The 22,922-nt window shown below is 70.7% G+C and carries 20 protein-coding genes; 16 read left to right on the top strand and 4 right to left on the bottom strand.

The features are described from left to right. Positions 1-4: 4 nt before the first annotated feature. The 6 genes from KS03_RS16355 (at position 5) to KS03_RS16330 (ending at position 8,242) form a co-directional block, all read left to right on the top strand. Entirely contained in the window at positions 5-1,192 is a 1,188-nt protein-coding gene (locus tag KS03_RS16355; RefSeq protein ID WP_015877224.1) for a flagellar basal body P-ring protein FlgI, read from the top strand. Continuing rightward, positions 1,192-2,181 (top strand): flagellar assembly peptidoglycan hydrolase FlgJ, encoded by a 990-nt coding sequence (flgJ, locus tag KS03_RS16350; protein WP_015877223.1) that lies wholly within the window; start codon positions 1,192-1,194, stop codon positions 2,179-2,181. Before KS03_RS16355 ends, flgJ begins: the two co-directional genes overlap by 1 nt. 255 nt (positions 2,182-2,436) lie before the next feature. Beyond that, the gene (locus tag KS03_RS16345; protein WP_015877222.1) at positions 2,437-3,189 is read left to right on the top strand and encodes a flagellar brake protein; all 753 of its coding nucleotides are present in this window, start codon (positions 2,437-2,439) and stop codon (positions 3,187-3,189) included. A gap of 125 nt (positions 3,190-3,314) precedes the next feature. Then, positions 3,315-5,309 carry a flagellar hook-associated protein FlgK gene (gene flgK, locus KS03_RS16340; RefSeq protein ID WP_015877221.1) on the top strand — a complete coding sequence of 665 codons (1,995 nt, stop codon included), beginning with the start codon at positions 3,315-3,317 and terminating at the stop codon, positions 5,307-5,309. Positions 5,310-5,326: 17 nt separating this feature from the next. Beyond that, the gene (flgL, locus tag KS03_RS16335) at positions 5,327-6,556 is read left to right on the top strand and encodes a flagellar hook-associated protein FlgL (protein WP_015877220.1); all 1,230 of its coding nucleotides are present in this window, start codon (positions 5,327-5,329) and stop codon (positions 6,554-6,556) included. 381 nt (positions 6,557-6,937) lie between these two features. Further along, on the top strand, positions 6,938-8,242 hold the full coding sequence (locus tag KS03_RS16330) for a solute carrier family 23 protein (protein ID WP_015877219.1): 1,305 nt from the start codon (positions 6,938-6,940) through the stop codon (positions 8,240-8,242). Positions 8,243-8,263: 21 nt separating this feature from the next. Here KS03_RS16330 and KS03_RS16325 read toward each other — a convergent pair whose 3' ends face one another. Continuing rightward, positions 8,264-9,142: a transcriptional regulator GcvA gene (locus KS03_RS16325; protein WP_015877218.1), complete on the bottom strand. Its 879-nt coding sequence runs from the start codon at positions 9,140-9,142 to the stop codon at positions 8,264-8,266. 101 nt (positions 9,143-9,243) lie between these two features. Here KS03_RS16325 and KS03_RS16320 point away from each other — a divergent pair, with 101 nt between their 5' ends. The 4 genes from KS03_RS16320 to gor all read left to right on the top strand — a co-directional run bounded on the left by KS03_RS16320 (position 9,244) and on the right by gor (position 13,372). Continuing rightward, positions 9,244-9,828, top strand: coding sequence for a chromate transporter (locus KS03_RS16320; protein WP_015877217.1), 585 nt, complete (start codon positions 9,244-9,246; stop codon positions 9,826-9,828). Next, a complete protein-coding gene (locus tag KS03_RS16315; RefSeq protein ID WP_015877216.1) occupies positions 9,825-10,352 on the top strand; it encodes a chromate transporter in 528 nt (175 codons plus the stop codon). Before KS03_RS16320 ends, KS03_RS16315 begins: the two co-directional genes overlap by 4 nt. 237 nt (positions 10,353-10,589) lie before the next feature. Then, positions 10,590-11,720 carry a porin gene (locus KS03_RS16310; protein ID WP_015877215.1) on the top strand — a complete coding sequence of 377 codons (1,131 nt, stop codon included), beginning with the start codon at positions 10,590-10,592 and terminating at the stop codon, positions 11,718-11,720. Positions 11,721-12,010: 290 nt separating this feature from the next. Further along, a complete protein-coding gene (gene gor, locus KS03_RS16305; RefSeq protein ID WP_015877214.1) occupies positions 12,011-13,372 on the top strand; it encodes a glutathione-disulfide reductase in 1,362 nt (453 codons plus the stop codon). 83 nt (positions 13,373-13,455) lie between these two features. Here gor and KS03_RS16300 read toward each other — a convergent pair whose 3' ends face one another. Continuing rightward, positions 13,456-13,788 (bottom strand): DUF4148 domain-containing protein, encoded by a 333-nt coding sequence (locus tag KS03_RS16300; protein WP_015877213.1) that lies wholly within the window; start codon positions 13,786-13,788, stop codon positions 13,456-13,458. Between the two features lie 306 nt (positions 13,789-14,094). Between KS03_RS16300 and KS03_RS16295 the strand changes: the two genes are divergently transcribed. The 4 genes from KS03_RS16295 to KS03_RS16280 all read left to right on the top strand — a co-directional run bounded on the left by KS03_RS16295 (position 14,095) and on the right by KS03_RS16280 (position 17,402). Further along, positions 14,095-14,340, top strand: a complete 246-nt coding sequence (locus KS03_RS16295) for a hypothetical protein (protein WP_217908223.1) — start codon at positions 14,095-14,097, stop codon at positions 14,338-14,340. Between the two features lie 249 nt (positions 14,341-14,589). Beyond that, positions 14,590-15,267 (top strand): response regulator transcription factor, encoded by a 678-nt coding sequence (locus tag KS03_RS16290; RefSeq protein ID WP_015877212.1) that lies wholly within the window; start codon positions 14,590-14,592, stop codon positions 15,265-15,267. 91 nt (positions 15,268-15,358) lie between these two features. After that, positions 15,359-16,672 carry a sensor histidine kinase gene (locus KS03_RS16285; RefSeq protein ID WP_045678941.1) on the top strand — a complete coding sequence of 438 codons (1,314 nt, stop codon included), beginning with the start codon at positions 15,359-15,361 and terminating at the stop codon, positions 16,670-16,672. A 46-nt stretch (positions 16,673-16,718) separates the two neighbouring features. Next, the gene (locus tag KS03_RS16280; protein ID WP_015877210.1) at positions 16,719-17,402 is read left to right on the top strand and encodes a response regulator transcription factor; all 684 of its coding nucleotides are present in this window, start codon (positions 16,719-16,721) and stop codon (positions 17,400-17,402) included. Between the two features lie 100 nt (positions 17,403-17,502). Here KS03_RS16280 and KS03_RS32305 read toward each other — a convergent pair whose 3' ends face one another. Continuing rightward, a complete protein-coding gene (locus KS03_RS32305; protein ID WP_015877209.1) occupies positions 17,503-17,658 on the bottom strand; it encodes a hypothetical protein in 156 nt (51 codons plus the stop codon). 69 nt (positions 17,659-17,727) lie between these two features. Beyond that, positions 17,728-18,012, bottom strand: a complete 285-nt coding sequence (locus tag KS03_RS16275) for a DUF4148 domain-containing protein (RefSeq protein WP_017433685.1) — start codon at positions 18,010-18,012, stop codon at positions 17,728-17,730. A gap of 320 nt (positions 18,013-18,332) precedes the next feature. On the opposite strand from KS03_RS16275, the gene KS03_RS16270 reads away from it, so the two are divergent. Together KS03_RS16270 and KS03_RS16265 are read left to right on the top strand one after the other, a co-directional pair. Continuing rightward, a complete protein-coding gene (locus tag KS03_RS16270) occupies positions 18,333-19,505 on the top strand; it encodes a porin (RefSeq protein WP_045678855.1) in 1,173 nt (390 codons plus the stop codon). Between the two features lie 411 nt (positions 19,506-19,916). Beyond that, positions 19,917-22,859: an HD domain-containing phosphohydrolase gene (locus KS03_RS16265; RefSeq protein WP_230674386.1), complete on the top strand. Its 2,943-nt coding sequence runs from the start codon at positions 19,917-19,919 to the stop codon at positions 22,857-22,859. Positions 22,860-22,922: the final 63 nt, after the last annotated feature.

The following is a 22,922-nucleotide window of genomic DNA, read 5'->3' as shown; positions in this document are numbered from 1 at the left end:
CCGCATGATCGACTTCCTTTCCTCCCGCCGTCTGCCGCGCCTGCTGCGCGGCCTGCGCGCCGCGCTGGCCGTCGGCCTGGCGTTCGCGCTCGGCTGCGCGCTGCCGGCCGCGAGCGCGCGCGCCGAACGCCTCAAGGATCTCGCGCAGATCCAGGGCGTGCGCGACAACCCGCTGATCGGCTATGGCCTGGTGGTGGGCCTCGACGGCACCGGCGACCAGACCACCCAGACGCCGTTTACGACCCAGACGCTGGCGAACATGCTGGCGAACCTCGGCATCTCGATCAACAACGGCACCTCGACGGGCGGCACTGCCTCGCTGTCGAACCTGCAGCTGAAGAACGTCGCGGCCGTGATGGTGACCGCCACGCTGCCGCCCTTCGCGCGCCCCGGCGAGGCGATCGACGTGACCGTCTCGTCGCTCGGCAACGCCAAGAGCCTGCGCGGCGGCACGCTGCTGCTCACGCCGTTGAAGGGCGCCGACGGCCAGGTCTACGCGCTCGCGCAGGGCAACATGGCGGTGGGCGGCGCCGGCGCGAGCGCCAACGGCAGCCGCGTGCAGGTCAACCAGCTCGCGGCCGGGCGCATCACCGGCGGCGCGATCGTCGAGCGCTCGGTGCCGAACGCGCTCGCGCAGATGAACGGCGTGCTGCTGCTGCAGCTCAACGACATGGATTACGGCACCGCCGAGCGCATCGTCACCGCCGTGAACTCGAACCTCGGGCCGGGCATCGCCACCGCGCTGGACGGCCGCACCATCCAGCTGACCGCGCCGTCCGATCCGGCCCAGCAGGTCGCGTTCATGGCGCGGCTGCAGAATCTCGACGTCAATCCGGAGCGCGCCGCGGCCAAGGTGATCCTCAATGCGCGCACCGGTTCGATCGTGATGAACCAGATGGTGACGCTGCAGAACTGCGCGGTCGCGCACGGCAACCTGTCCGTCGTCGTCAACACGCAGCCCGTGGTTTCGCAGCCCGGCGCGTTCTCGAACGGGCAGACCGTGGTTGCGCAGCAGTCGCAAATCCAGCTCAAGCAAGACAACGGCGCGCTGCGCTACGTCAACGCCGGCGCGAACCTCGCCGATGTCGTCAAGGCGCTGAATTCTCTCGGCGCCACACCGGCCGACCTGATGTCGATCCTGCAGGCGATGAAAGCCGCTGGAGCGCTGCGGGCCGACCTGGAGATCATCTGATGGCCAATCTTCCGAATGCCGACCTCGCCGCCGGCACCGACCTTACCCAGCGCTTCGCGCTCGACGTGCAGGGCTTCGACCAGCTGCGCCGGCAGGCCGACGCCTCGCCCGGCGCCGGCATGAAGCAGGTCGCCACGCAGTTCGACGCGATGTTCTCGCAGATGATGCTCAAGAGCATGCGCGATGCGACGCCGCAGGACGGCGTGTTCGACTCGAACACCTCGAAGCTCTACACCTCGATGCTCGACCAGCAGCTCTCGCAGCAGATGGCCTCGCGCGGCATCGGCGTGGCCGACGCGCTGATGAAGCAGCTGATGCGCAACATGAATCCGGCGGCCGGCGCGGCCGCCGCCGGCGGCCCGGCGGGGGCGCTGGGCGCACTCGGCGGCACCGCCGGCAACGAGGGCGGCCTCGCCGCGGCCGGCGCGCTGGCCCAGGCGCTCGCCAACGCGCGCGGCAACAACCGGCTCAGCGGCGTTGCCGGCTACACGGCCTCGAGCGCGCTGACGCCGCCCGTCAAGGGCAACGGCACCTCGCCCGACCAGGACGGCTTCGTCGACAAGCTGGCGGGCGCGGCGCAGGCGGCCAGCGCGGCCACCGGCATCCCGGCGCGCTTCATCGTCGGCCAGGCGGCGCTCGAATCGGGCTGGGGCAAGCGCGAGATCCGCGGCCGCGACGGCAGCACCAGCTACAACGTGTTCGGCATCAAGGCGACCAAGAACTGGACCGGGCGCACCGTGTCGGCCGTCACGACCGAGTACGTCGGCGGCCAGCCGCGCCGCGTGGTGGCGCAGTTCCGCGCCTACGATTCCTACCAGCACGCGATGACCGACTACGCCACCATGCTCAAGAACAACCCGCGCTACGCGAACGTGGTGACCGGCTCGACCACCCCGGAAAGCTTCGCCAACGGCATGCAGCGCGCCGGTTACGCGACCGACCCGCACTACGCGAAGAAACTGATCTCGATCCTGCGCCAGATCGTCTGAGGCCGGCGGCGCGGCGGCGCGCGATCGGTCGACGGGGCGGGCGGTGTCGTTTTTTACCCATTTTCAGGTATCCGGCATTTCGAAATGATGTTTATCTGGAGATATTCGGATCATTTCGATCTACACTCTGCGCTTGACGCAACGGCGCGCCCTTGGGCGCGGCGACGGGGCGTCGAGAGACCAGCGGCCGCGTCCCACAGGCAGGCCATCAGAGCCCGGAGCAACCGGGCGGCAAGCAGACCTAACCGGCAAGCCATGAATAACGAAGCACTGATCGAAGCGTCTGGGGATGACGGTTCGCTCCCTGATTACGGCCGTCGCAACCCGCTCGAAATCGGCGTGCAGTTGCGCAATCTCGTCAACCGGGGCGATTTCCTGACGGTGCGTTATTCGGGCGGACAGCTCGTGACGCGCGTGCTCGAGGTCGACGTGGGCGCCGGCACCTTCGTGTTCGACTGGGGCGCCGTGGAAGGGCAGAACGCCAGCCTGCTGGCCGCGCCCTACGGGGTCTTCGAGGGGATGCCCGACGGGGTGCGCGTCGAGTTCACGATCGAGACGCCGGTGGCCACCGATTTCGAGGGCCGGCCCGCGTTCCGCGCCAAGTTCCCCGACGTGCTCTATTTCGTGCAGCGCCGCGAGTATTTCCGCGTCGATGCGCCGGTGCTCGAGCCCTATCTCGCGCGCGGCACGCTGCCCGAGGGCGAGAGCTTCACGTTCGAGATCGACAATCTCTCGCTGGGCGGCATCGGGCTGCGCACCGGCGACGAACGCGCCGCGGCGCTCGAACCGGGCCTCACGCTGGAAGAGGTCGAACTGAACCTGACCGGCCACGGCAAGCTCGCGCTCGACCTGGAACTGGTCTCGCAGCGCAGCCTCGAGACGCCGAGCGGCGCGCGCCGCTACTACCTCGGGTTCCGCTTCGTGTCGCTGCCCGGCGCCGCCGAAAACACCTTGCAACGTCTCATCACGCAGCTCGAAGTCAAGCGTCGCCAGCTCGCGCGCGCGTAGTCGCGCAAGCGTCTGGTGCGCCGGTCGGCCGCCGCGATTTTTGCCGCGCGCGGCCTCAATTTCCACCGGACGCCGCCGTTATACCGGGTGTCCCTTTCCCGGAGGCCGTTCGCGGCCGGCATCCCATGAGCAACCTTCTGAACCTCGGACTCAGCGGCCTGAACGCTGCGCAGTGGGGCATCAACACGACCGGCCAGAACATCAGCAATCAGGCCACGCCCGGTTACTCGGTCGAGCGCGTGGTGTATGCCGAATCCGATGGCCAATACACCCCGAACGGCTTCCTGCCGTCCGGCGTCACCACCGTCACGGTGCAGCGCCAGTACAGCCAGTACCTGTCCGACCAGCTCAACACGGCGCAGGCCGCCAGCAGCTCGCTGAGCACCTATTCGCAGATGGTCGCGACGCTGAACAACTACATCGGCAGCCCGACGGGCGGCATCGCCTCGGCGATCTCGAGCTACTTCAGCGGCCTGCAGAACGTGAGCGCCAGCGCGTCGAGCGCGGCCTCGCGCGCGACCGCGATCAGCAACGCCGCGACGCTCGCCAACCAGCTGACCTCGGCCGGCTCGGAATTCGACGCGCTGCGCCAGAGCGTCAACACGCAGCTGCAGAGCTCGGTCACGCAAGTCAACTCGCTGACCACGCAGATCGCCCAGCTGAACCAGCAGATCACGGTGGCGAGCCAGGGCGGCCAGCCGCCGAACCAGCTGCTCGACCAGCGCGACCATGCGCTGGCGACGCTGCAGACCGTCGTCGGCGTGCAGGTGGTGCAGAGCAACGGCAACTACAACGTGCAGATGGCCAACGGCCAGCCGCTGGTGGTGGGCAACACCAGCTACACGATGTCGGCGGTGCCCTCGCCGTCGGACCCGAGCGAGCTGACCCTCGGCCTGCAGAACACCGCGGCCGGCTCGGGCGCGGCCGGCCAGATGCAGGTGCTGACCGGCAGCAACATCACCGGCGGCACGATCGGCGGCCTGATTCAGTTCCGCAGCCAGACGCTCGATCCGGCCGAGGCGAAGCTCGGCGCGATCGCGGTCAGCTTCGCCTCGCAGGTGAACGCGCAGAACGCGCTCGGCATCGACGCGAACGGCAACGTGGGCGGCGACCTGTTCAGCGTGGCCACCCCGCAGACCATCGCCAACACCAACAACACCGGCGACGCCACCATCACGGCGAGCTTCGCCAACGGCCAGCAGCCGCCGACGAGCGACTACACGCTGTCCTACGACGGCACCAGCTACACGCTGAAGGACCGCTACTCGGGCGGCGTGATCGGCACGGCCACCTCGCTGCCGGCCACCCTGGGCGGCCTCAAGCTGTCGGTCGACGACGCCACCAAGCTGAAGGCGGGCGATTCGTTCACGCTCGAGCCCACCCGCAGCGCGCTCAACGGCTTCGCCTCGGTCGGCACGCCCTCGACGATCGCGGCCGCCTCGCCGGTGCTGGCCACGGTCGGCACCAGCAACGCCGGCTCGGCCGCCATCACGCCGGGCACGGTCACGGCCGGCTACCAGATGCCGTCGACCACCACGACGCTGACCTACAACGCCGCCTCGAAGTCGCTGACGGGCTTCCCGGCCGGCACCACGGTGACCGTCAACACCACGCCGCCGAGCTCGTACCCGATCACGGGCAGCACCACCCAGGTGCCCTACGACTCGACCGCGGGCGCCTCGCTGACGATCACCAGCACGGTCCAGCCGCCGCCCTCGGGCGTGATGAACAACGTGTCGATGCAGATCACCGGCAGCCCCGTCGACGGCGACACCTTCACGATCGCCCGGGGCGGCGCGAGCAACGACGGCCGCAACGCGCAGGCCCTGTCGAACCTCGTCCGTTCGAAGGTCTTCGACGGCGGCACCTCGACGCTGACCACCGCCTACGGCTCCTACGTGAACGGCGTCGGCAACACCGCCGCGCAGCTCAGCGCGGCGAGCACCGCCCAGACCGCCCTCGTCAGCCAGATCACGCAGCAGCAGCAGTCGGTGTCGGGCGTGAACCAGGACGAGGAAGCAGTAAACCTGATGCAGTACCAGCAGATGTACCAGGCGAACGCGAAGGTGATCCAGACCGCCTCGACGCTGTTCAGCACGCTGCTCGGCATCTTCAACTGACGACGGAATCGATCATCATGCGCATCTCGACCTCGCAGTTCTATACCCAGAACATCGAGCTGATGAACAATCAGCAGTCGCAGCTCTCGGAGCTCTATCAGCAGGTCGCGAGCGGCAACACGCTGCTCACGGCCGCCGACGATCCGCTCGGCGCGGCCCAGGCGGTGCAGCTCTCGGCCTCCTCGGCCACGCTCGCGCAGTACTCGTCGAACCAGTCGTCGGCGCTGTCCTCGCTGCAGCTCGAGGACAAGACGCTGAGCAGCGTGACGAACGTGCTGAACGCGGTGATCCCGTCGCTGTCGGGCGCCATCAACGGCACGCTGTCGGACAGCGACCGCTCGGCGCTCGCCGCCCAGCTGCAAGGCCAGCGCGACACGCTGCTGCAGCTCGCCAACACCACCGACGGCACCGGCAACTACCTGTTCGCGGGCCTGCAGAGCGGCAACCAGCCGTTCACGAACTCGCCCTCGGGCGGCGTGATGTTCTCGGGCGACACCGGCCAGCGCACGGTGCAGCTCTCCGATTCGGTCAGCGTGGCGATCGGCGACAGCGGCGCGCGCGTGTTCACCTCGGTGCCCGCGCTCGGCAGCCTCTCGGTGCCGGCCAGCAACCCGAGCAACACCGGCACCGGCACGATCGGCGTGATCACCGGCGGCACCCCCGGCGACCCGACCAACAACCACGCGTTCACGGTCACGTTCGGCGGCACCACCGGCGCGCCCACCTACACGGTCACCGACAATGCGACCACGCCGCCCACGGTCGGCACCGCGCAGACCTACACGGCGGGCAGCGCGATCAGCATCGGCAGCCAGAGCATGATCATCTCGGGCAACCCGGCGCCGGGCGACAGCTTCACGCTGACGCCGGCCACCCAGGCGGGCGGCGACATGATCGGCGCGCTCGATGCCGCGATCGCGGCGCTCAAGCAGCCGGTGGGCAGCGGCGCGGCGGCCGGCGCCACGCTCAACAACGCGCTGAGCACCGCGCTGACCAAGATGCAGAACGCGGTGGCCAACGTCACCACGGTGCAGGCCTCGGTGGGCGGCCGCGAGCAGGAGGTGAAGTCGATGCAGACCATCACCAGCACCAACTCGCTGCAGATCACCAACAGCCTGACCGACCTGACGCAGGCCAACATGCCGGCCGCGATCACGCAGCTGCTGCAGGTGCAGAATTCGCTGACCGCGGCGCAGCAGGCATTCTCGAAGGTGCAGGGCCTGTCGCTGTTCCAGTATCTGAACTGATCCGGCACCGCCGGGCGTGAACGCGGCGCGGGGCGGACGTCCCGCCCCGCGCCGCCTCGCTCGTCTGCGGCGCCGCTCGCCGCTCCCCTCGCCGCCCGCGCCGGCCCCGCGCCTTGCTGCGCCCCGGCCCGCTGCCGGCCGCCGCGCCCCGCTTCCGGCCGGATCGCCGGATCGCCGCGCCGTTTGTCCGCTTCCCCGCACGCGCTTTTGCCGCCCGCCGTCCGGTCCGGCCGAGCCGCGCCGGCGCATGCGGGCCGCTGCGGCTTGTCAGCCGCCTCGGGGCTTCGTACACTCGCGCCTGATTCGCAGCCGGCGCGCCGGCATCGGCCGCCGCTGCGTCATTCGTCCCGCCACCCACCACGACAACCCGGAGAGCCCGCGATGGCCGATTCCCACTTCCCGCGCTGGCGCCTTGCCGCGCGCGGCGCCACCCGCGTGGTCGCCCCCGACGAACGGCTGCCGTGGCCGCAGATGGTGGCGATGGGCGTGCAGCACGTGGTGGCGATGTTCGGCTCCACCGTGCTCGCGCCGCTGCTGATGGGCTTCGATCCCAACCTCTGCATCTTCATGTCGGGCATCGGCACGCTGCTGTTCTTCGTGCTGGTGGGCGGGCGCGTGCCGAGCTATCTCGGCTCGAGCTTCGCGTTCATCGGCCTGGTGGTGGCCGTGACGGGCTACGGCGGCAGCGGCGCGAACCCGAACATTCCGGTGGCGCTCGGCGGCATCATCGCCTGCGGGGTGGTGTACGCCGTGATCGGCGCGATCGTGTCGGCGGTCGGCACGCGCTGGATCGAGACGCTGATGCCGCCGGTGGTGACCGGCGCGATCGTCGCCGTGATCGGCCTGAACCTCGCGCCGATCGCCGTGAAGGGCGTGAGCGGCAGCACCTTCGACAGCGTGATGGCGCTGGTGACGGTGCTCTGCGTGGGCGCGGTGGCGGTGTTCGCGCGCGGCACCGTGCAGCGCCTGCTGATCCTGGTGGGGCTGCTGATCGCCTATGCGATCTACGCGGTGCTCACCAACGGGCTCGGGCTCGGCCGGCCGATCGACTTCTCGATCGTGGCCAACGCGCACTGGTTCGGCATCCCGGGCTTCACGGCGCCGGTGTTCGAGCCGCACGCGATGCTGCTGCTCGCGCCGGTGGCGGTGATCCTGGTGGCCGAGAATCTCGGCCACATCAAGGCGGTGAGCGCGATGACGGGCCACAACCTCGATCGCTACGTGGGCCGCGCGTTCATCGGCGACGCGCTCGCCACCATCGTCTCGGGCAGCGCCGGCGGCACCGGCGTGACCACCTATGCCGAGAACATCGGCGTGATGGCCGTCACGCGCATCTACTCGACGCTGGTGTTCGGCGTGGCCGCGCTGATCGCCGTCGGGCTCGGCTTCTCGCCGAAGTTCGGCGCGCTGATCCGCACGATTCCGGGGCCGGTGCTGGGCGGCGTGTCGATCGTGGTGTTCGGGCTGATCGCGGTGACGGGCGCGCGGATCTGGGTGGTCAACCGCGTCGATTTCTCCGACAACCGCAACCTGATCGTGGCCGCCGTCACGCTCGTGCTCGGCGCCGGCGACTTCTCGCTGAAGCTCGGCGGCTTCGCGCTCGGCGGGATCGGCACCGCCACGTTCGGCGCGATCCTGCTCTATGCGCTGCTGCGCCGGGAGAAGGAGCCGGGCCCGGTGGTCTGAGCCGGCGCGGCCGGCGGCCGCTCAGGCGCGCCGCGCCTGCGCGTCGAGCCAGGCGCAGAACTGCACGACGGGCGGCGCGGCCTCGCGCGCGGCGATCCACCAGTAGCGGCGCGAGGCGATGCGCGGGCCGTCGAGCGGCAGCACGAGCCGGCCGCCCGCGAGTTCGTCGTCGATCAGCGGCAGCGGGCCGAGCGCCACGCCGAGCCCGTCCACGGCCGCCTGCAGCGCCAGGTAGAAATGATCGAACGACTGCTTCTTGCGGGCCCGCAGCGGCGTGCCGGCCGCCGCGAACCAGTCGCGCCACGCGGTGGGCCGCGTGTCGGAGTGCAGCAGCACGTGGCGCGACAGGTCGTCGGCCTGCGCGATCGGCATGCGCTTGAGGAGCGCCGGGCTGCACACCGGCAGCAGCGTCTCGTCGAGGAAGTGGCCGGTGGCGCGGTTCGGCCAGTGGCCCGGGCCGCTGCGGATCGCCACGTCGAACTGGCCGTCGAGCTGGTCGAGCGGCGCGCTCGAGGTGGACAGCTTCAGCTCGACGTTGGGCATGTCGCGCTGGAACCGCGACAGCCGCGGCAGCAGCCATTTCATCGCGATGGTCGACTGCGCGTTGATGCGCAGCACGTGCTCGGGCGCGGTGTCGCGCATGCGCGCGGTGGCGGTGGCGATCTGCTCGAACGCGGCGGACACCGAGGCCAGATAGCGGCGCCCGTCCTCGGTCAGCCGCACGCGCTTGCCGTGGCGCTGGAACACCGGCCGGCCGAGCCAGGCCTCGAGCGCCGCCACCTGGCGGCTGATCGCACCGTGGGTCACATGCAGCTCGTCGCCGGCGGCGCTGAAGCTTTCATGGCGAGCGGCGGCCTCGAAGGCACGCAGCGCCGGGAACGGGGGCAGGAGGCGGGTCATGCATGTGAGTTTAGCTCACAAGGCGCGCGCCGAAAAATCGTTTTGCCGGCGTCCCCGACCGGCGTAGTCTCGGCGCATCGGCCACTTCACCAAGGATTTCCATGTCATCTCCCCTCACGCATGCCGAGGCGCGCCGCGCGGTCGGCATCGGCGAGCTGTTTGTCGGCTTTCTCGGGCTCGGGCTCGTGTCGTTCGGCGGCGCGCTGCCGTTCGCGCGCCGCGCCCTGGTGGAGGAGCGCCGCTGGCTCACGCCCGAGGAGTTCACCGATCTGCTCGGCCTCTGCCAGTTCCTGCCGGGCGGCAACGTGATCAACCTGTCGGTGGCCGTGGGAATGCGCTTTCGCGGCGTGCCGGGCGCGCTCGCCGGGCTGCTCGGGCTGATCGCGGGGCCGACGCTGGTGGTGGTCGGGCTCGGCGTGATCTACGCGAGGACGCAGGGCGACCCGCGCGTGCAGCACCTGTTCGGCGGGCTCGCCGCGGCCGCGGCCGGCCTCCTGATCGCGATGGCGGTGAAGGTCGCGCGGCCGCTGCGGCAGGCGCCGGCCGCGGCCGGCGTGGCGCTGCTCGCGTTCGCGGCGATCGCCGTGGCGCGGCTGCCGCTGCTCGCCACCATGCTGGTGCTCACGCCGCTGAGCATCTGGCTCGCCTCGCGCGCACGCACGCTGCCCGCCGGAGGCCGGCGATGAACGGCACGCTCGTCGCGCTGGCCGCGATCTTCTCGCAACTGTCGCTGCTCGCGTTCGGCGGCGGCAACACGATCCTGCCCGAGATGCAGCGGCAGGTGGTGGAGATCCACCACTGGATGCCCGCCACCGAGTTCACGGCGCTGTTCGCGCTGGCGCAGGCCGCGCCCGGGCCGAACATGATGGTCGTGCCGCTGGTGGGCTGGCACGTGGCCGGCTGGGCCGGGCTGCTGGTGGCGTCGCTCGCGAAATTCGGGCCGTCCTCGGCGGTCACGATGCTGGTGCTGCACGGCTGGGAGCGCTTTCGCGACCGGCCGTGGCGCCGCTACGTGCAGCAGGGCATGATGCCCGTCACCGCGGGCCTGGTGGCCGCGAGCGCGCTGCTGATCTCGCAGGCCTCGAACCGTTCGGCGCTGCAGTGGGGCATCACCGCCGCATGCGCGGCGCTGGCCTGGCGCACGCGCCTGCATCCGCTCTGGCTGCTGGCCGGCGGCGCGCTGGCCGGGCTGGCCGGCGCCTGGCTGTAGCGGCGCGCGCCGCACCGCAGCAACGCGGCGCGGCGCGCCCGCCGCAATCCGCAGCATTCCCTATCGTTGCGTGTTGGCGACAATCGCGTGCGCTTCGGCGCGATTGTTTTTTGTTCCTTACAGACGCGACCTTATGATGCGCCCACGCCGTCCGCGCCAGAGGCGCGCGACGCGCATCCGGACGCCGTCGCGGCCGGACACAACAGATACCGTCAACGAAAAGAAAAGGGATCGCTCATGAAGCAGACCAGAATCGCGGGAGTGGTGGGGGGCATGATGCTCGCGTTCGCCGGCACCCAGGCGCACGCACAAAGCTCGGTGACGCTGTGGGGCGTGGCCGACGTCAGCCTGCGCTACCTGACGAACTCGAACGCGAACAACGACAACCGCCTGTACATGACCAACGGCGCGATCACCAACAGCCGCTTCGCGCTGAAGGGCGTCGAGGACCTGGGCGGCGGCATGAAGGCGATCTTCAACCTCGAAAGCGGCGTGAACCTGCAGGACGGCTCGATGGCGGGCGGCTCGCGGCTGTTCAACCGCGCGGCCTACGTGGGCCTGTCGAGCCAGTACGGCACCGTCACGCTGGGCCGCCAGAAGACGCTGCTGTTCGATCTGCTGGCCGATACCTTCGATCCGCTCACGGTCGGCAACTACTTCGAGAACGCATGGCTGCCGGTGGCGCTCGGCGCGGGCCTGTATGCCGACAACGCGGTCAAGTACAACGGCAAGTTCGGCGGCCTGTCGCTCGGCGCGATGTACTCGTTCGGCACCGATTCCACCTCGACCGGCGCGAACGGCTTCTCGGGCCAGGTGCCGGGCCACGTCGGCGCGGGCAATATGTACGGCTTCACGGTCGCCTACGCGTTCGGCCCGCTCAACGTCGAGGCCGGCATGCAGCAGAACAGCGACAACTCGAGCCGCAAGCAGACCATCTACCACGCCGGCGCGGTCTACGCGTTCAGCACGGTCAAGCTCTACGCCGGCTACCTGCGCTCGAAGGACGACACCGGTTTCGTCGATGCGACGCTCGCGCAGCAGGCGGTCGTGCCGGGCATCAGCTCGCTGAAGGGCACCGGCCGGATCGACGACGGCCCCTACGCCGGCGTGAGCTGGCAGGCGAGCCCGACGGTGACGCTGACGGGCGCGTTCTACTACGACCACTCGCGCAACGCCACCGTCTCGTCGGGCGTGCTCGGCTCGGGCAACCGCTACGCGATCGTGGGCCTGGCCGAATACGCGCTGTCCAAGCGCACCGAGATCTACGGCACGGTGGACTTCAACAAGGCGAACGGCGCGGCCCAGGTCGAGCTGCCGGGCCGCAACAACCAGACCGGCGTCTCGATCGGCCTGCGCAACATCTTCTGACGCGCGCCGGGCTCGCCCCGGCTCATCCCGGCTCGCACCGCGCCATGCCGTCCGCCGGCTGGCCGGCGCGCCGCCTGCCCCGCCCCGGTCCCGCGCGGTTCGCCGCGCCGGCCGGGGCGGCGCCGTTTACGGCGCTGCAACCGGCCCCGCGCTTTGGCCCGCGCAGCGGCCTCCAAAGCCGGCCTCCAAAGCCGGCCGCCGGCCCGCCGGCCGCCGGGCCGGCGCCGCGCATCACGCGCGCCGGCAAAACTTGCTATGGTTCGTCATCGACAATCCGGCGGAGCGCAGCGATGGAATACGACTATGATCTTTTCGTGATCGGCGCGGGCTCGGGCGGCGTTCGGCTCGCCCGGATTTCGGCCTCGCTCGGCGCGCGCGTGGGCATCGCCGAGGCGGAGCGCATCGGCGGCACCTGCGTGCTGCGCGGCTGCATCCCGAAGAAGCTGCTGGTCTACGCCTCGCACTACCGCGGCGAGGTCGAGGACGCGGCCGGCTTCGGCTGGCGCTTCGGCCCCGGCGAGTTCTCCTGGCCGACGCTGATCGCCGCGAAGGACCGCGAGATCGGCCGGCTCTCCGGCCTCTACGTGAAGCTGCTGACCGACGCCGGCGTGACGCTTCACGAGGGCCGCGCGACGATCGTCGACGCCCACACGGTCGAGATCGACGCTCAGCGCGTCAGCGCCAGGCACATCGGCGTGGCCACCGGCTCATGGCCGACGCTGCCCGAGATTCCCGGCATCGAGCACGCGATCACCTCGCGCGAGGCGCTCGATCTGCCCGAGCTGCCCGGGCGCGTGGCGGTGGTGGGCGGCGGCTACATCGCGGTGGAGTTCGCCGGCATCTTCAACGGGCTCGGCTCGCAGGTGGATCTGTTCTATCGCGGCGAGGAGATCCTGCGCCACTTCGACGATGACCTGCGCCGCGTGCTGCACGAGGAAATGGTCAAGCGCGGCGTGGCGATCCACACCCACGCCAAGGTGCGCGCGATCGAGCGCGGCACGGACGGTGCGCTCACGCTCGACGTCAACGGCACGCCGCACGGCCCCTACGACGCCGTGCTCTACGCCACCGGCCGCCATCCGAACACCGCCGGGCTCGGCCTCGAGAACGTCGGCGTCGAGTGCGAGGCGGGCGGCGCGATCCGCGTGGACGCGTATTCGGCCACCAACGTGCCCTCGATCCATGCGATCGGCGACGTCACCTCGCGCCCGCAGCTCACCCCGGTGGCCACCCGCGACGGCGCGCTGCTGGCCGCGAACCTGTTCGGCGGGCGGCGCACCGAGGCCGACCACCGTGCGATCCCGTCGGCCGTGTTCAGCCAGCCCGAACTCGCCACGGTGGGCCTGGCCGAGCACGAGGCGCGCGCGCAGTACGGCGCGGTGGACATCTACCAGACCTCGTTTCGCGCGCTCAAGCACACGCTGAGCGGACGCGACGAGAAGATCTTCATGAAGCTGGTGGTGGTGCGCGACTCGCAGCGCGTGGTGGGTGCGCACATGATCGGGCCGGACGCGGCCGAGACGATCCAGGGCATCGCGATCGCGGTGCGAATGGGCGCGACCAAGGCGCAGTTCGACGAGACGATCGGCATCCATCCGAGCGCGGCCGAGGAATTCGTCACGCTGCGCACCAAGGCGCCGGACCCGGCCTGAGGCGCGGCCAAGCCGCGGCCGCGCCGATCACGGCGGGCCGCGCGCGTCGCGGCCCGGTTCCCCGGCGCACGGCGGCCGCGCCGTCACTGCACGCGCGGCGCCCCCGGCGCGCCGGTATCGGCCGCGGCCGTGTGGCGGGCCAGGCAGTCGCGCCGATACTTGCGCATCAGCTTCTGCTCGGCGGTGTCGTAGTCGTCGGGATAGCTGCTGTCGTCGCCGGCCGAGGGCTGGTAGCCCACTGATTCGAGCTCCGACAGCTCGTTGACGATCTGCCGGTGCGTGACGGGCGCCGAGCTCTTCACGAACGGATAGTCGCCGCACTGCTGCGGCGTCAGCGGGGCCGCGTTCGCGGCAAGGCCGGCGGCCATCAGGCCAGCGCACAGCACGGCATGCTTCAGGGTCTTCGCGGGTTTCATGGGTCGCTCCTTTCCGGGTTGCGCCGGCCTCGGGCCGGCAAGGTGGTTCGATCCGGCACGCCGGTCGCGCCGGGATCACGCAACGCAGGCTAGTGGAGCGCGCCTGTCGAAACGGTGGAGCGTGCATGAAACTTCCTTCATCCGCGCCGGCTGAGCGGGCCTTGCGCGTGGGGCCGTGCTGAAAATTCCTTCACCTCGCCGCCAGCGTTTCTTCAGCTGCACTGGCGTATCGTGCTGCGCATGGATCGGGCGCGGCTCGGCCGGCATCGGACCACGACACGCAGGAGACGGCATGAGGAGACGAACGTGAAGCGGCGCATGATCGGATCGGCGGCACTGGCCGCCGTCGCGCTGCTGGCCAGCACGCTGGCCGGCGCGAAGGTGCAGGGCGGCGGCGGGCCGGTCGCCGACGTGGTGCTCGATCACGCGCGGGCCGAGCGCCAATATCGGGCGATCGACGAGGCACGCCGGCGCGCGCTCGCCGAGGTGCGACGCAACGTCGCGCTGAAGCCGGCCGTCCACGAGGCCGGCGCGGCCCATCGGCCGACCTGACGCGCACCGGCGCGGCCACGCGCCGGCGCGCGCCGCGCTGACGAAGCGGGCGCGGCAGGGCGCCGTGCGTTCTGGATGAAGAATGTTTAATGAAACCGATGCGCCTGCGCCACGCACGCGCGTGTAGCCTGCGCGAATGGCTGTCCGCCCGCAGGACGGCCGCTCACCGCCCAGGCCGATATGGCAACATTGCCCTCTTTCCAACACGCATCGCCGGTGCCGCCTCCGCTCGCGGCCGGCGGGACGACAATGTTTCGTGTCCTTACTATCGAAGACGATGAAATCACCGCGAATGAAATCGTTGGAGAACTGAAAGACCGTGGCTTCGCCGTGGAATGGGTGGCCAACGGCCGCGACGGCATGGCGCGCGCGCTCAGCGACGAATACGACGTGATCACGCTCGACCGGATGCTGCCGGGCGTGGACGGCCTGACCATCGTCACCACCATGCGCAGCATCGGCGTGCGCACGCCGGTGCTGATGCTCAGCGCGCTCGGCGACGTGGACGAACGCGTGCGCGGGCTGCGCGCCGGCGGCGACGACTACCTGACCAAGCCGTTCGATCCCGAGGAGATGACGGCGCGCCTCGAGGTGCTGCTGCGGCGCAGCCAGGCCTCGCCCGCGCAGTCGGAAACCACGCTCGAGGTCGGCCCGCTCGCGCTCGACCTGATCGCGCGCAAGGCCACCCGCGACGGCGCGGAGATCGCGCTGCTGCCCACCGAATACCGCGTGCTCGAATACATGATGCGCAACGCCGGCCAGACCATCACGCGCACCATGCTGTTCGAGGCGGTGTGGGGCTATCACTTCGATCCCGGCACCAATCTGATCGACGTCCACATGGGGCGCCTGCGCAGGAAGATCGATCCGCCCGACGCGCCGCCGATGATCCGCACCGTGCGCGGCGCCGGCTACATCCTTTCGTGAGCGGCCGATCGTGACTGAACCGGCAAGCCGCGCGTGCGCCGGGCCGCGCTGGTATTCGAGCACGTTCCGGCTGTTCGTCCTCTACTCGGTGATGTTCTCGCTGTCGGTGATGGTGCTGCTCGGCGTGATCGCCACGCAGATCACGCACGACATGAAGCGGGAGACGGACGTGGTGATCGACTGGCAGATGATCTACTTCGATTCGATGGCCGACGCCGACCTGCCCGGCGCGATCCACCGGCGCCTCGAACACGAGCGCATGCACACCAACTACTACGGCCTGTTCGCGCCGGACGGCCGGCACCTGGCGGGCGACGTGCTCGAATTCCCGGCGGGCCTCGCCACCGACCGCAGCGGCCAGACCCTCTCGCACACGCTGAAGATCGCCGGCGACGAGGTGGCGCCGGTGGTGCGCGCGATGGCGAAGGTGCGTCCCAACGGCGACCGGCTGGTGCTGGCGCGCGACCTCACGCACATCCTGCGGATTCGCGAGGCGATCATCAACGTGCTGATCGTGGGCGGCGTGCTCTGCTTCGGCGGCGGGCTCGGCGGCGGGCTCGCGCTGAGCGTGCGGCAGATGCGGCGCATCAAGGCGATCCGCCAGGTCACGCAGCGCATCGCGCACGGCGACCTGGCCCAGCGCCTGCCGGTGGGCGGGCGCGACGAGATCGACATGCTCTCGCACCTCGTCAACCACATGCTGGCCGAGGTCGAGCGGCTGATGCACGAGGTGAAGGGCGTCTGCGACGGCATCGCCCACGACCTGCGCACGCCGCTGGCGCATGTCCACACGCTGCTCGCGCACGCGGCCGAGCGCGCCGGCACCTATGACGACGCGGCGCTCGCGAGCCTCGTCTCGCGCGCCCGCAACGAGACCGACGCGCTGCTCGGGCGCTTCCGCGCGATGCTGCGGATCGCCGAGATCGGCTCGCTGCAGCGCCGCGGCGGCTTCGCCGAGGTCGATCTCGAGGCGCTCGTGACCGACGTGGGCGAGCTGTTCGAGCCGCTCGCCGAGAGCCGCGAGATCCGCTTCCAGGTGCGCACCGAGAAGGTGAGCGCCGTGCATGGCGATCGCGCGCTGCTGTTCGAGGCGCTGACCAATCTGCTCGACAACGCGATCAAGTATTCGCCGGCGGGCGGCAGCGTGCGGCTCGAGCTGTGGCAGCGCCTGCCGGGGCCGTGCATCGAGGTGATCGACGACGGCCCCGGCATCGCGCCCGACGAACGCGAGGCGGTGCTGCAGCACCGCTACCGCAGCCGCCGCACGGTCCACCTGGCGGGCTCCGGGCTCGGCCTGAGCATCGTCTCGACGGTGCTCAACGTCCACGACTTCACGCTGCGCATCGGCGGCGCCGCGCCCGGCACGCGCGTGACGATCGAGTGCTGGCCGAGGACGCTGGTATGAGCGCGGCCGCCGATACCGGCACGCACCGGGCGCAGGGCCGCTGACCATGCGCATCCTGCTCGTCGGCTCGCGCCATCCCGAGGCGTCGTGGCTGCACAAGGCGCTGCAGGAGAGCGGCCACAGCCTGCAGCGCGCCGACGACCTGCGCGACGGGCTGTTCCTCGCCTCGCAGGAGCGCTTCGACGCGATCGTCGCGACCGCGCTCGACGCGGGCAGCGACGCGGCGCTGGTGGCCGCGCTGCCGCGCTTCGCGGCCGACGGCGGGGGCGCGGCGCTGGTGGTGCTGCTCGGCCAGGCGCGGGCCAGCGAGCGCATCCGCGCGCTGCGCGCCGGGGCCGACGCCTGTTTCGGCGCGCCGTACTCGTTCATCGAGCTGCACGAGCGCCTGCAGGCGCTGCAGCGGCTCGGCACCGGGCGCGAGCCGGACCGGCCGCTCGCCGCGCCGGCGGGCCTCGAGGCGCTCTCGCGGGAGCTGCAGGACGGCAAGCTGCGGCTGGCCGTGACGCGCCGCGAGTTCCTGCTGCTCGAATGCCTGATGCGCAGCCCGAACGCGCCGGTGCCGCGCGATCAGCTGATCCGCTACGTGTGGCAGGACAAGGAGGATGTCGATCCGTCGAGCGTCAACCTGGTGGTGTCGCGGCTGCGCCGCAAGCTCGCGCGGCACCAGCCCGACGTGCGGATCGACACGGTGAGCCGCTACGGCTATCAGGTGACGCTGGCGCCGCCCTGAGCGCGGCCGGCCAAGGCGCGCCGGGGCGGCAGACGGCGGCAGACGGCGGGCGGCAAGCCACGCGCGCGCCGGCGCGGATGCGCACGGCGCCCGCGGGCATTCACGAGCCGAAGAACGGCACGCAGAAGTCGGGCGGCCCGACGCAGTCGCCGGGGCCGTTGGGCCGGGCGGCCGCGCACCCGGACAGCAGGGTGCCGGCCGCGAGCGCGACGAGCGCGAGGCGGGCGGTGCGGGAAAGCAGGGGGCGGAGCTTCATGGCGGTCGGACGGTAGGGGTGGTGGGCGCTCACGCGGCACGCGGCGCGCGTGCCGCGGGGCGGCCTGCTTCAGTGTGCATAGAGCGTCGAGTTCAGGTACTTGAGTTGGCCGTCCTGCTCGGCCTGCACCAGTTCCTGGTAGACCTCGGCGCGCGTTTTCTGGTGGACGGGCTGGCCGTAGGGCGCCACCCACCCGTCCTGCTGCAGGTTCGTCGTGCCGCCGGAGGTGGCGGCCGCCGGCGCGCCCTGCGTGCCGGCCGGCATGGCCGCCTGAGCGAGAGCCGGGAGGGTCGCCGCCGCGAGCGTCGCGGCAGCAGCAAGCTTCATGAGCTTCATCTTCGTGGTCCTCATCATGGTTGACTGGTGTCACCCGTCACACGCGCCCTGCGGCTGGCATGACAGGCTGAGGACAAGCATAGAGGCGGGGCGATGGCGGATCGGCATACGCAGCGTGAAAAGAAATTTACCCGCGCGCTGCGGCCGGCTCGATCGGCATGAAGCACGCGTATCGACCGGATGAAAAAGCCTTCATTTTTCGGGGCGTTTTCATAACGGCGCTGTCATGGCCGCTGCCTACATTGTGGCCATCGCGTCGCGGACGATCCGGCCGCGATCGGGCTGGCCCACACGCGGGCTGCGATGCGAGAAGACCGACCCACTCTAGCGAAACCATCATGAAGAAATATCTGGCAATCCCGGCGCTCGCCTGCGCGCTCTCGGGCGCCGCCCACGCGCAGAGCCGCGTGACGCTGTACGGCACGATCGACGCGGGCCTGGACTACCTCAGCAACCAGAAATCGTCGGCCGGCTCCGGCGCCGCCTATGGCGTGCAGAGCGGCAACGTCAGCACCACGCGCTGGGGCCTGCGCGGCAACGAGCAACTGGGCGGCGGCCTGGCCGCCGTGTTCGATCTCGAGAACGGCTTCAACCTGGCCAACGGCAGGCTCGGCAACGGCGGCGACGAATTCGGCCGCCAGGCCTGGGTCGGCCTGGCGAGCCGCCGATGGGGCACGCTCACGCTCGGCCGCCAGTACGATTTCCTGGTGGACTTCGTCGCGCCGCTGTCGGCCACCGGCTCGGGCTTCGGCGGCAACATCGCCGACCATCCGTTCGACAACGACAACCTCGCGAACGACACGCGAATGAACAACGCGGTGAAATTCCGCAGCGCCAGCTACGGGGGCGTCACCTTCGGCGGCGCCTATGCCTTCAGCAATCTGGGCGGCGGCGTGTCGGACAACAATGCCTACAGCCTCGGCGCGCAGTACCTGAACGGCCCGCTCGATCTGGCGGCGGCCTATTTGCAGTCGAACCAGCCCGGCGGCGTGAATGCGCCGGCCAACACGGGCGGCGCGCTGAGCAGCGCGGACGGCGATTCGATGCTGGTGGGCGGCCGCTGGCGCACCTTCGGCGCCGGCGCGCACTACGCGTTCAGCAACGCGAGCCTGGGCTTCGTCTACACGCGCACGATCCTCGACGATCCGCGAGCGCTCTCGCAGGGCGGCGCCTACGGCAGCGTGAACGGCCAGCTGCTGACCTTCAGCAACTACGAGCTGAACGCGCGCTACTGCCTGACGCCGGCGTTCTCGCTGGGCGGCTCGTATACGTTCACGCAGGGCCGCTTCGACACGGCGGGTCGCAGCATCGCCCCGAAGTGGAACCAGTTCATGCTGCAGGCCGACTACGCGCTGTCGCGCCGTACCGACCTCTATCTGGAGGGCACCTACCAGCGCGTGAGCGGCGCCGACGGCGTGTCGGTGCTCGGCAACGCGGGCATCTTCAACCTCGCGGCCTCGGGCAACGATCGCCAGGCGCTCGTCGCGGCCGGCATCCGCCACCGGTTCTGAGCGGCGCCGGCCGCGCGGGAGGGGCGCGGCCGGCAGGATGGCGGCGCGGCCGGTGAGCGACCGGCCGCGCCGCGGTAGTGCGGTTCCCGCCGCCGCCGGGCCGTGGGCGGCATCACGGTGCGGCGCTCCGGCGGTGATCTTCGGCCCCGTGACGGCGCGCGTCACGGGGTCTTTTTGATAGCGCGCGCGAGCGGCGCGAAGCCGGCGGGCCGCGCGCACTTTCGGGCCGCGCGTGGTCGTGCGAATCACGCGGGCCGCGCGCGAGGCGGGCCCGGGCGTCTTGCGGGCCGCGCCGTTGTCATGCCGGCGCGGTTGTACGTGAATATAGTCCCATGTATATTGGCCGGGCATTCGGGCTGGGACACACCCGGTGGAGACCAAATTCGGCAGCCATGCTGCGCGGGGATGCTGATGGCCAGACGCTGGCATCTGCCGTTTCGACTGCACGTCTCGGTGTTGATCGCCGTGGTGGTGTTGTTGATGGGCGGCCTGATCAGCGCGGTCGACTACGATCATTCACGCCGGATTCTTGAGGACGACTCAGCGAACCGCGTGCGCGAAATGAGTCGCGAGACCGCGAACGAACTACAAAAGATGTTCACGCCGGCGTCGGTCGCGGTGAAAACGCTGGTTTACAGCGGAATCGTTCAGGCGCACACGTTTGCCCAGCGCCGGGCGGTGCTCGGCGTCCTGCATGCGATCCTGAGCGCCTCGCCGGGCATGGAGGACATCTACGTCGGCTACCGGAACGGCGACTTCTTCATGCTGCGCGCGATCCGCAGCGAGTTCCAGCGCGAGAGCCTGCAGGCGCCCGCCGACGCGCGCTACGCGCTGCAGGTGATCGAGCGCTCGGTGTCGCCGCCCGTCGGGCGCTTCGTCTATTTCGACGACGCGCTGCGCGTGATCGGGCAGGTCGCGCGCCCCGACTATCCGGCCAGCTACGATCCGCGCGAGCGCGCCTGGTACCGGCAGGCGCTGCGCCAGAAGCGGCTGATCCGCACCGCGCCCTACGTGTTTTCCTCGGTGCGCGAGATCGGCACCACGCTCGCGATGGCCGCGCCCGACGGCGGCGCGGTGGTGGGCTGCGACGTCAACCTCGACACCCTGCAGCGCATGCTGGCGGCGCAGGACGGCCTGCCGGGCCTCGCCTTCGCGCTGATCGGCGCCAACGGGCAGCTGGTCGCCTCGACGCTGCGCTTCGATCCGGTGCTGAAGGCGACCGAGGAGCTGTACCGGCTGGCCGGCATGGACGAGATGCGCCGGGTGCCGATCCTCGCGCAGCTGGCCGCCGGCGTGCGCGCGGCCGGCGGCGCGGCGTGGCGCTCGGCGACCGTGGCCGACGCGCAGGGCCAAAGCTGGCACCTGACGGTCAACCGGCTCGACGTCGACGACATCGAGCCGCTCTACCTGAGTTCCGCGATCCGCCGCGAGGACCTGATGCGAAGCGCGGACCACCGGCTGAGGGTCGAGGCGCTCGTCACGCTCGCCATCCTGGTGCTGTCGATTCCGCTCACCTGGCTGCTGGCCGGCGTGATCGCGCGGCCGCTCACCCAGCTGGCCGCGCAGGCGGCCACCATGCGCCGCTTCGAGCTGGCGCCGGGCGGCGAGGCGCTCAATTCGCATATCAGCGAGATCGACCGGCTCGGGCAGCGCATGGAGGAAATGAAGCGCACCATCCGGCGCTTCCTCGACACGATCCGGGCGGTGGCCGCGGAGCCCGACTTCGAGCGGCTGGTGCCGCTGCTGCTCACCGAGATGCTGGCCGAGGCCCACGCCGACGCGGGCGTGCTGTACCTTGCCAACGAGGACGGCACGCTGCTGCAGCCGGCGGCGGCGCGCGACACGCGGCGCGCCTCGGTGGACGAGGTGCTGCGGCCGCTGGAGGTGGCGCAGGCGCCGGCCCTGATCCGCACCGCGCTGGCCGGCAACCGCGCCTGCGCCGGGCGGCTGTCGAACCCCGAGATCGTGCAGGCCGGCCTATCGCACTTCCGGCTCGGCGCCGGCGACGCGGCCGTGGTGCCGCTGGTGAACCGCGAGGGCGTGCTGATCGGCGCGTTCGTGCTGCTGCATTCGGCGCCGCTCGAGCAGATGCAGCTGTCGTTCATCGCCGAGCTGACCGGCCTGTTCGTCAGCGCGATCGAGACGCGCGAGCTGATCCGGACGCAGCGCGCGCTGTTCGAGGCGTTCATCCAGCTGATCGCGAAGGCGATCGACGCGAAGAGCCCGCACACGGGCGGCCACTGCAACCGCGTGCCCGAGCTGGCGAAGATGCTGGCGCGCGCCGCGTGCAGCGCCGGCGACGGCCCGTGGCGCGATTTCGACCTCGACGCCCGGCAGTGGGAGGCGCTGCACGTGGCGGCCTGGCTGCACGATTGCGGCAAGATCACCACGCCCGAATACGTGATCGACAAGGCCACCAAGCTGGAGACGCTCTACGACCGCATCCACGAGGTGCGGATGCGCTTCGAGGTGCTCAAGTGCGAGGCCGAGATCCACTGCCTGGAGGCGATCGCGGCCGGCATGGCGCGCGACCGGGCCGAGGCGGCGCGCGACGCGCTGCTGGGCGAGCTGGACGCGGAGTTCGCGTTCGTGGCCGCCTGCAACGAGGGCGGCGAATCGATGGACCCGGCTCGCGTGGAGCGGCTCGGCCGGATCGGCGCGCGCACCTGGCGGCGCACGCTCGACGACCGTCTGGGCGTGTCCCAGGACGAGCGCAGGCGTCAGGCGCGCATGCCGCGCGCGCCGCTGCCGGTGCGCGAGCGGCTGCTCGCCGACAAGGCCGAGCACCGCATCGAGCGCGAGACGGCGGCGCCGTTCGACATGGCCGACAACCGCTGGGGCTTTCGGATGCGGGTGCCGGAGCTGCTGTTCAATCGCGGCGAGCTGCACAACCTCGCCATCGCGCGCGGCACGCTGTCCGACGAGGAGCGCTTCAAGATCAACGAGCACATCCTGCAGACCATCATGATGCTCTCGCAGCTGCCGTTTCCGCGCCACCTGCGCAACGTTCCCGAGATCGCCGGCGGCCATCACGAGAAGATCGACGGCACCGGCTATCCGAAAGGGCTGCGCGGCGATCAGATGAGCCCGCTCGCGCGCATGATGGCGATCGCCGACATCTTCGAGGCGCTGACGGCGGGCGACCGCCCCTACAAGCGCGGCAAGACGCTGTCCGAGGCGATCTCGATCATGGCCGCGATGCAGCAGGCGCAGCACATCGACGCCGGGCTGTTCGCGCTGTTCCTGCGCTCGGGCGTCTACCTCGACTACGCGCGGCGCTTCATGTCGCCCGAGCAGATCGACGAGGTCGACCTCGCCCGCTATCTCGGCCCGGCGGCGACGGCGGGCGCCTGAGGCCGGCGCCCGGCGCGGCGCCGCGCAAGGCGGCCGGCATCGCGCCGGCACCGCGGACCGGTA

The organism is Burkholderia glumae LMG 2196 = ATCC 33617 (genome assembly GCF_000960995.1).
Classification (GTDB): domain Bacteria; phylum Pseudomonadota; class Gammaproteobacteria; order Burkholderiales; family Burkholderiaceae; genus Burkholderia; species Burkholderia glumae.
This window is presented reverse-complemented; position numbering and strand designations above follow the sequence as displayed.

What these genes read in the sequence shown, in the direction of transcription:
- KS03_RS16355 (WP_015877224.1), top strand. Translation starts at nt 5, where the DNA reads ATGATCGACTTCCTTTCCTCCCGCCGTCTGCCGCGCCTGCTGCGCGGC.
- flgJ (WP_015877223.1), top strand. Translation starts at nt 1,192, where the DNA reads ATGGCCAATCTTCCGAATGCCGACCTCGCCGCCGGCACCGACCTTACC.
- KS03_RS16345 (WP_015877222.1), top strand. Translation starts at nt 2,437, where the DNA reads ATGAATAACGAAGCACTGATCGAAGCGTCTGGGGATGACGGTTCGCTC.
- flgK (WP_015877221.1), top strand. Translation starts at nt 3,315, where the DNA reads ATGAGCAACCTTCTGAACCTCGGACTCAGCGGCCTGAACGCTGCGCAG.
- flgL (WP_015877220.1), top strand. Translation starts at nt 5,327, where the DNA reads ATGCGCATCTCGACCTCGCAGTTCTATACCCAGAACATCGAGCTGATG.
- KS03_RS16330 (WP_015877219.1), top strand. Translation starts at nt 6,938, where the DNA reads ATGGCCGATTCCCACTTCCCGCGCTGGCGCCTTGCCGCGCGCGGCGCC.
- KS03_RS16325 (WP_015877218.1), bottom strand. Translation starts at nt 9,142, where the DNA reads ATGACCCGCCTCCTGCCCCCGTTCCCGGCGCTGCGTGCCTTCGAGGCC.
- KS03_RS16320 (WP_015877217.1), top strand. Translation starts at nt 9,244, where the DNA reads ATGTCATCTCCCCTCACGCATGCCGAGGCGCGCCGCGCGGTCGGCATC.
- KS03_RS16315 (WP_015877216.1), top strand. Translation starts at nt 9,825, where the DNA reads ATGAACGGCACGCTCGTCGCGCTGGCCGCGATCTTCTCGCAACTGTCG.
- KS03_RS16310 (WP_015877215.1), top strand. Translation starts at nt 10,590, where the DNA reads ATGAAGCAGACCAGAATCGCGGGAGTGGTGGGGGGCATGATGCTCGCG.
- gor (WP_015877214.1), top strand. Translation starts at nt 12,011, where the DNA reads ATGGAATACGACTATGATCTTTTCGTGATCGGCGCGGGCTCGGGCGGC.
- KS03_RS16300 (WP_015877213.1), bottom strand. Translation starts at nt 13,788, where the DNA reads ATGAAACCCGCGAAGACCCTGAAGCATGCCGTGCTGTGCGCTGGCCTG.
- KS03_RS16290 (WP_015877212.1), top strand. Translation starts at nt 14,590, where the DNA reads ATGTTTCGTGTCCTTACTATCGAAGACGATGAAATCACCGCGAATGAA.
- KS03_RS16285 (WP_045678941.1), top strand. Translation starts at nt 15,359, where the DNA reads ATGTTCTCGCTGTCGGTGATGGTGCTGCTCGGCGTGATCGCCACGCAG.
- KS03_RS16280 (WP_015877210.1), top strand. Translation starts at nt 16,719, where the DNA reads ATGCGCATCCTGCTCGTCGGCTCGCGCCATCCCGAGGCGTCGTGGCTG.
- KS03_RS32305 (WP_015877209.1), bottom strand. Translation starts at nt 17,658, where the DNA reads ATGAAGCTCCGCCCCCTGCTTTCCCGCACCGCCCGCCTCGCGCTCGTC.
- KS03_RS16275 (WP_017433685.1), bottom strand. Translation starts at nt 18,012, where the DNA reads ATGATGAGGACCACGAAGATGAAGCTCATGAAGCTTGCTGCTGCCGCG.
- KS03_RS16270 (WP_045678855.1), top strand. Translation starts at nt 18,333, where the DNA reads ATGAAGAAATATCTGGCAATCCCGGCGCTCGCCTGCGCGCTCTCGGGC.
- KS03_RS16265 (WP_230674386.1), top strand. Translation starts at nt 19,917, where the DNA reads ATGGCCAGACGCTGGCATCTGCCGTTTCGACTGCACGTCTCGGTGTTG.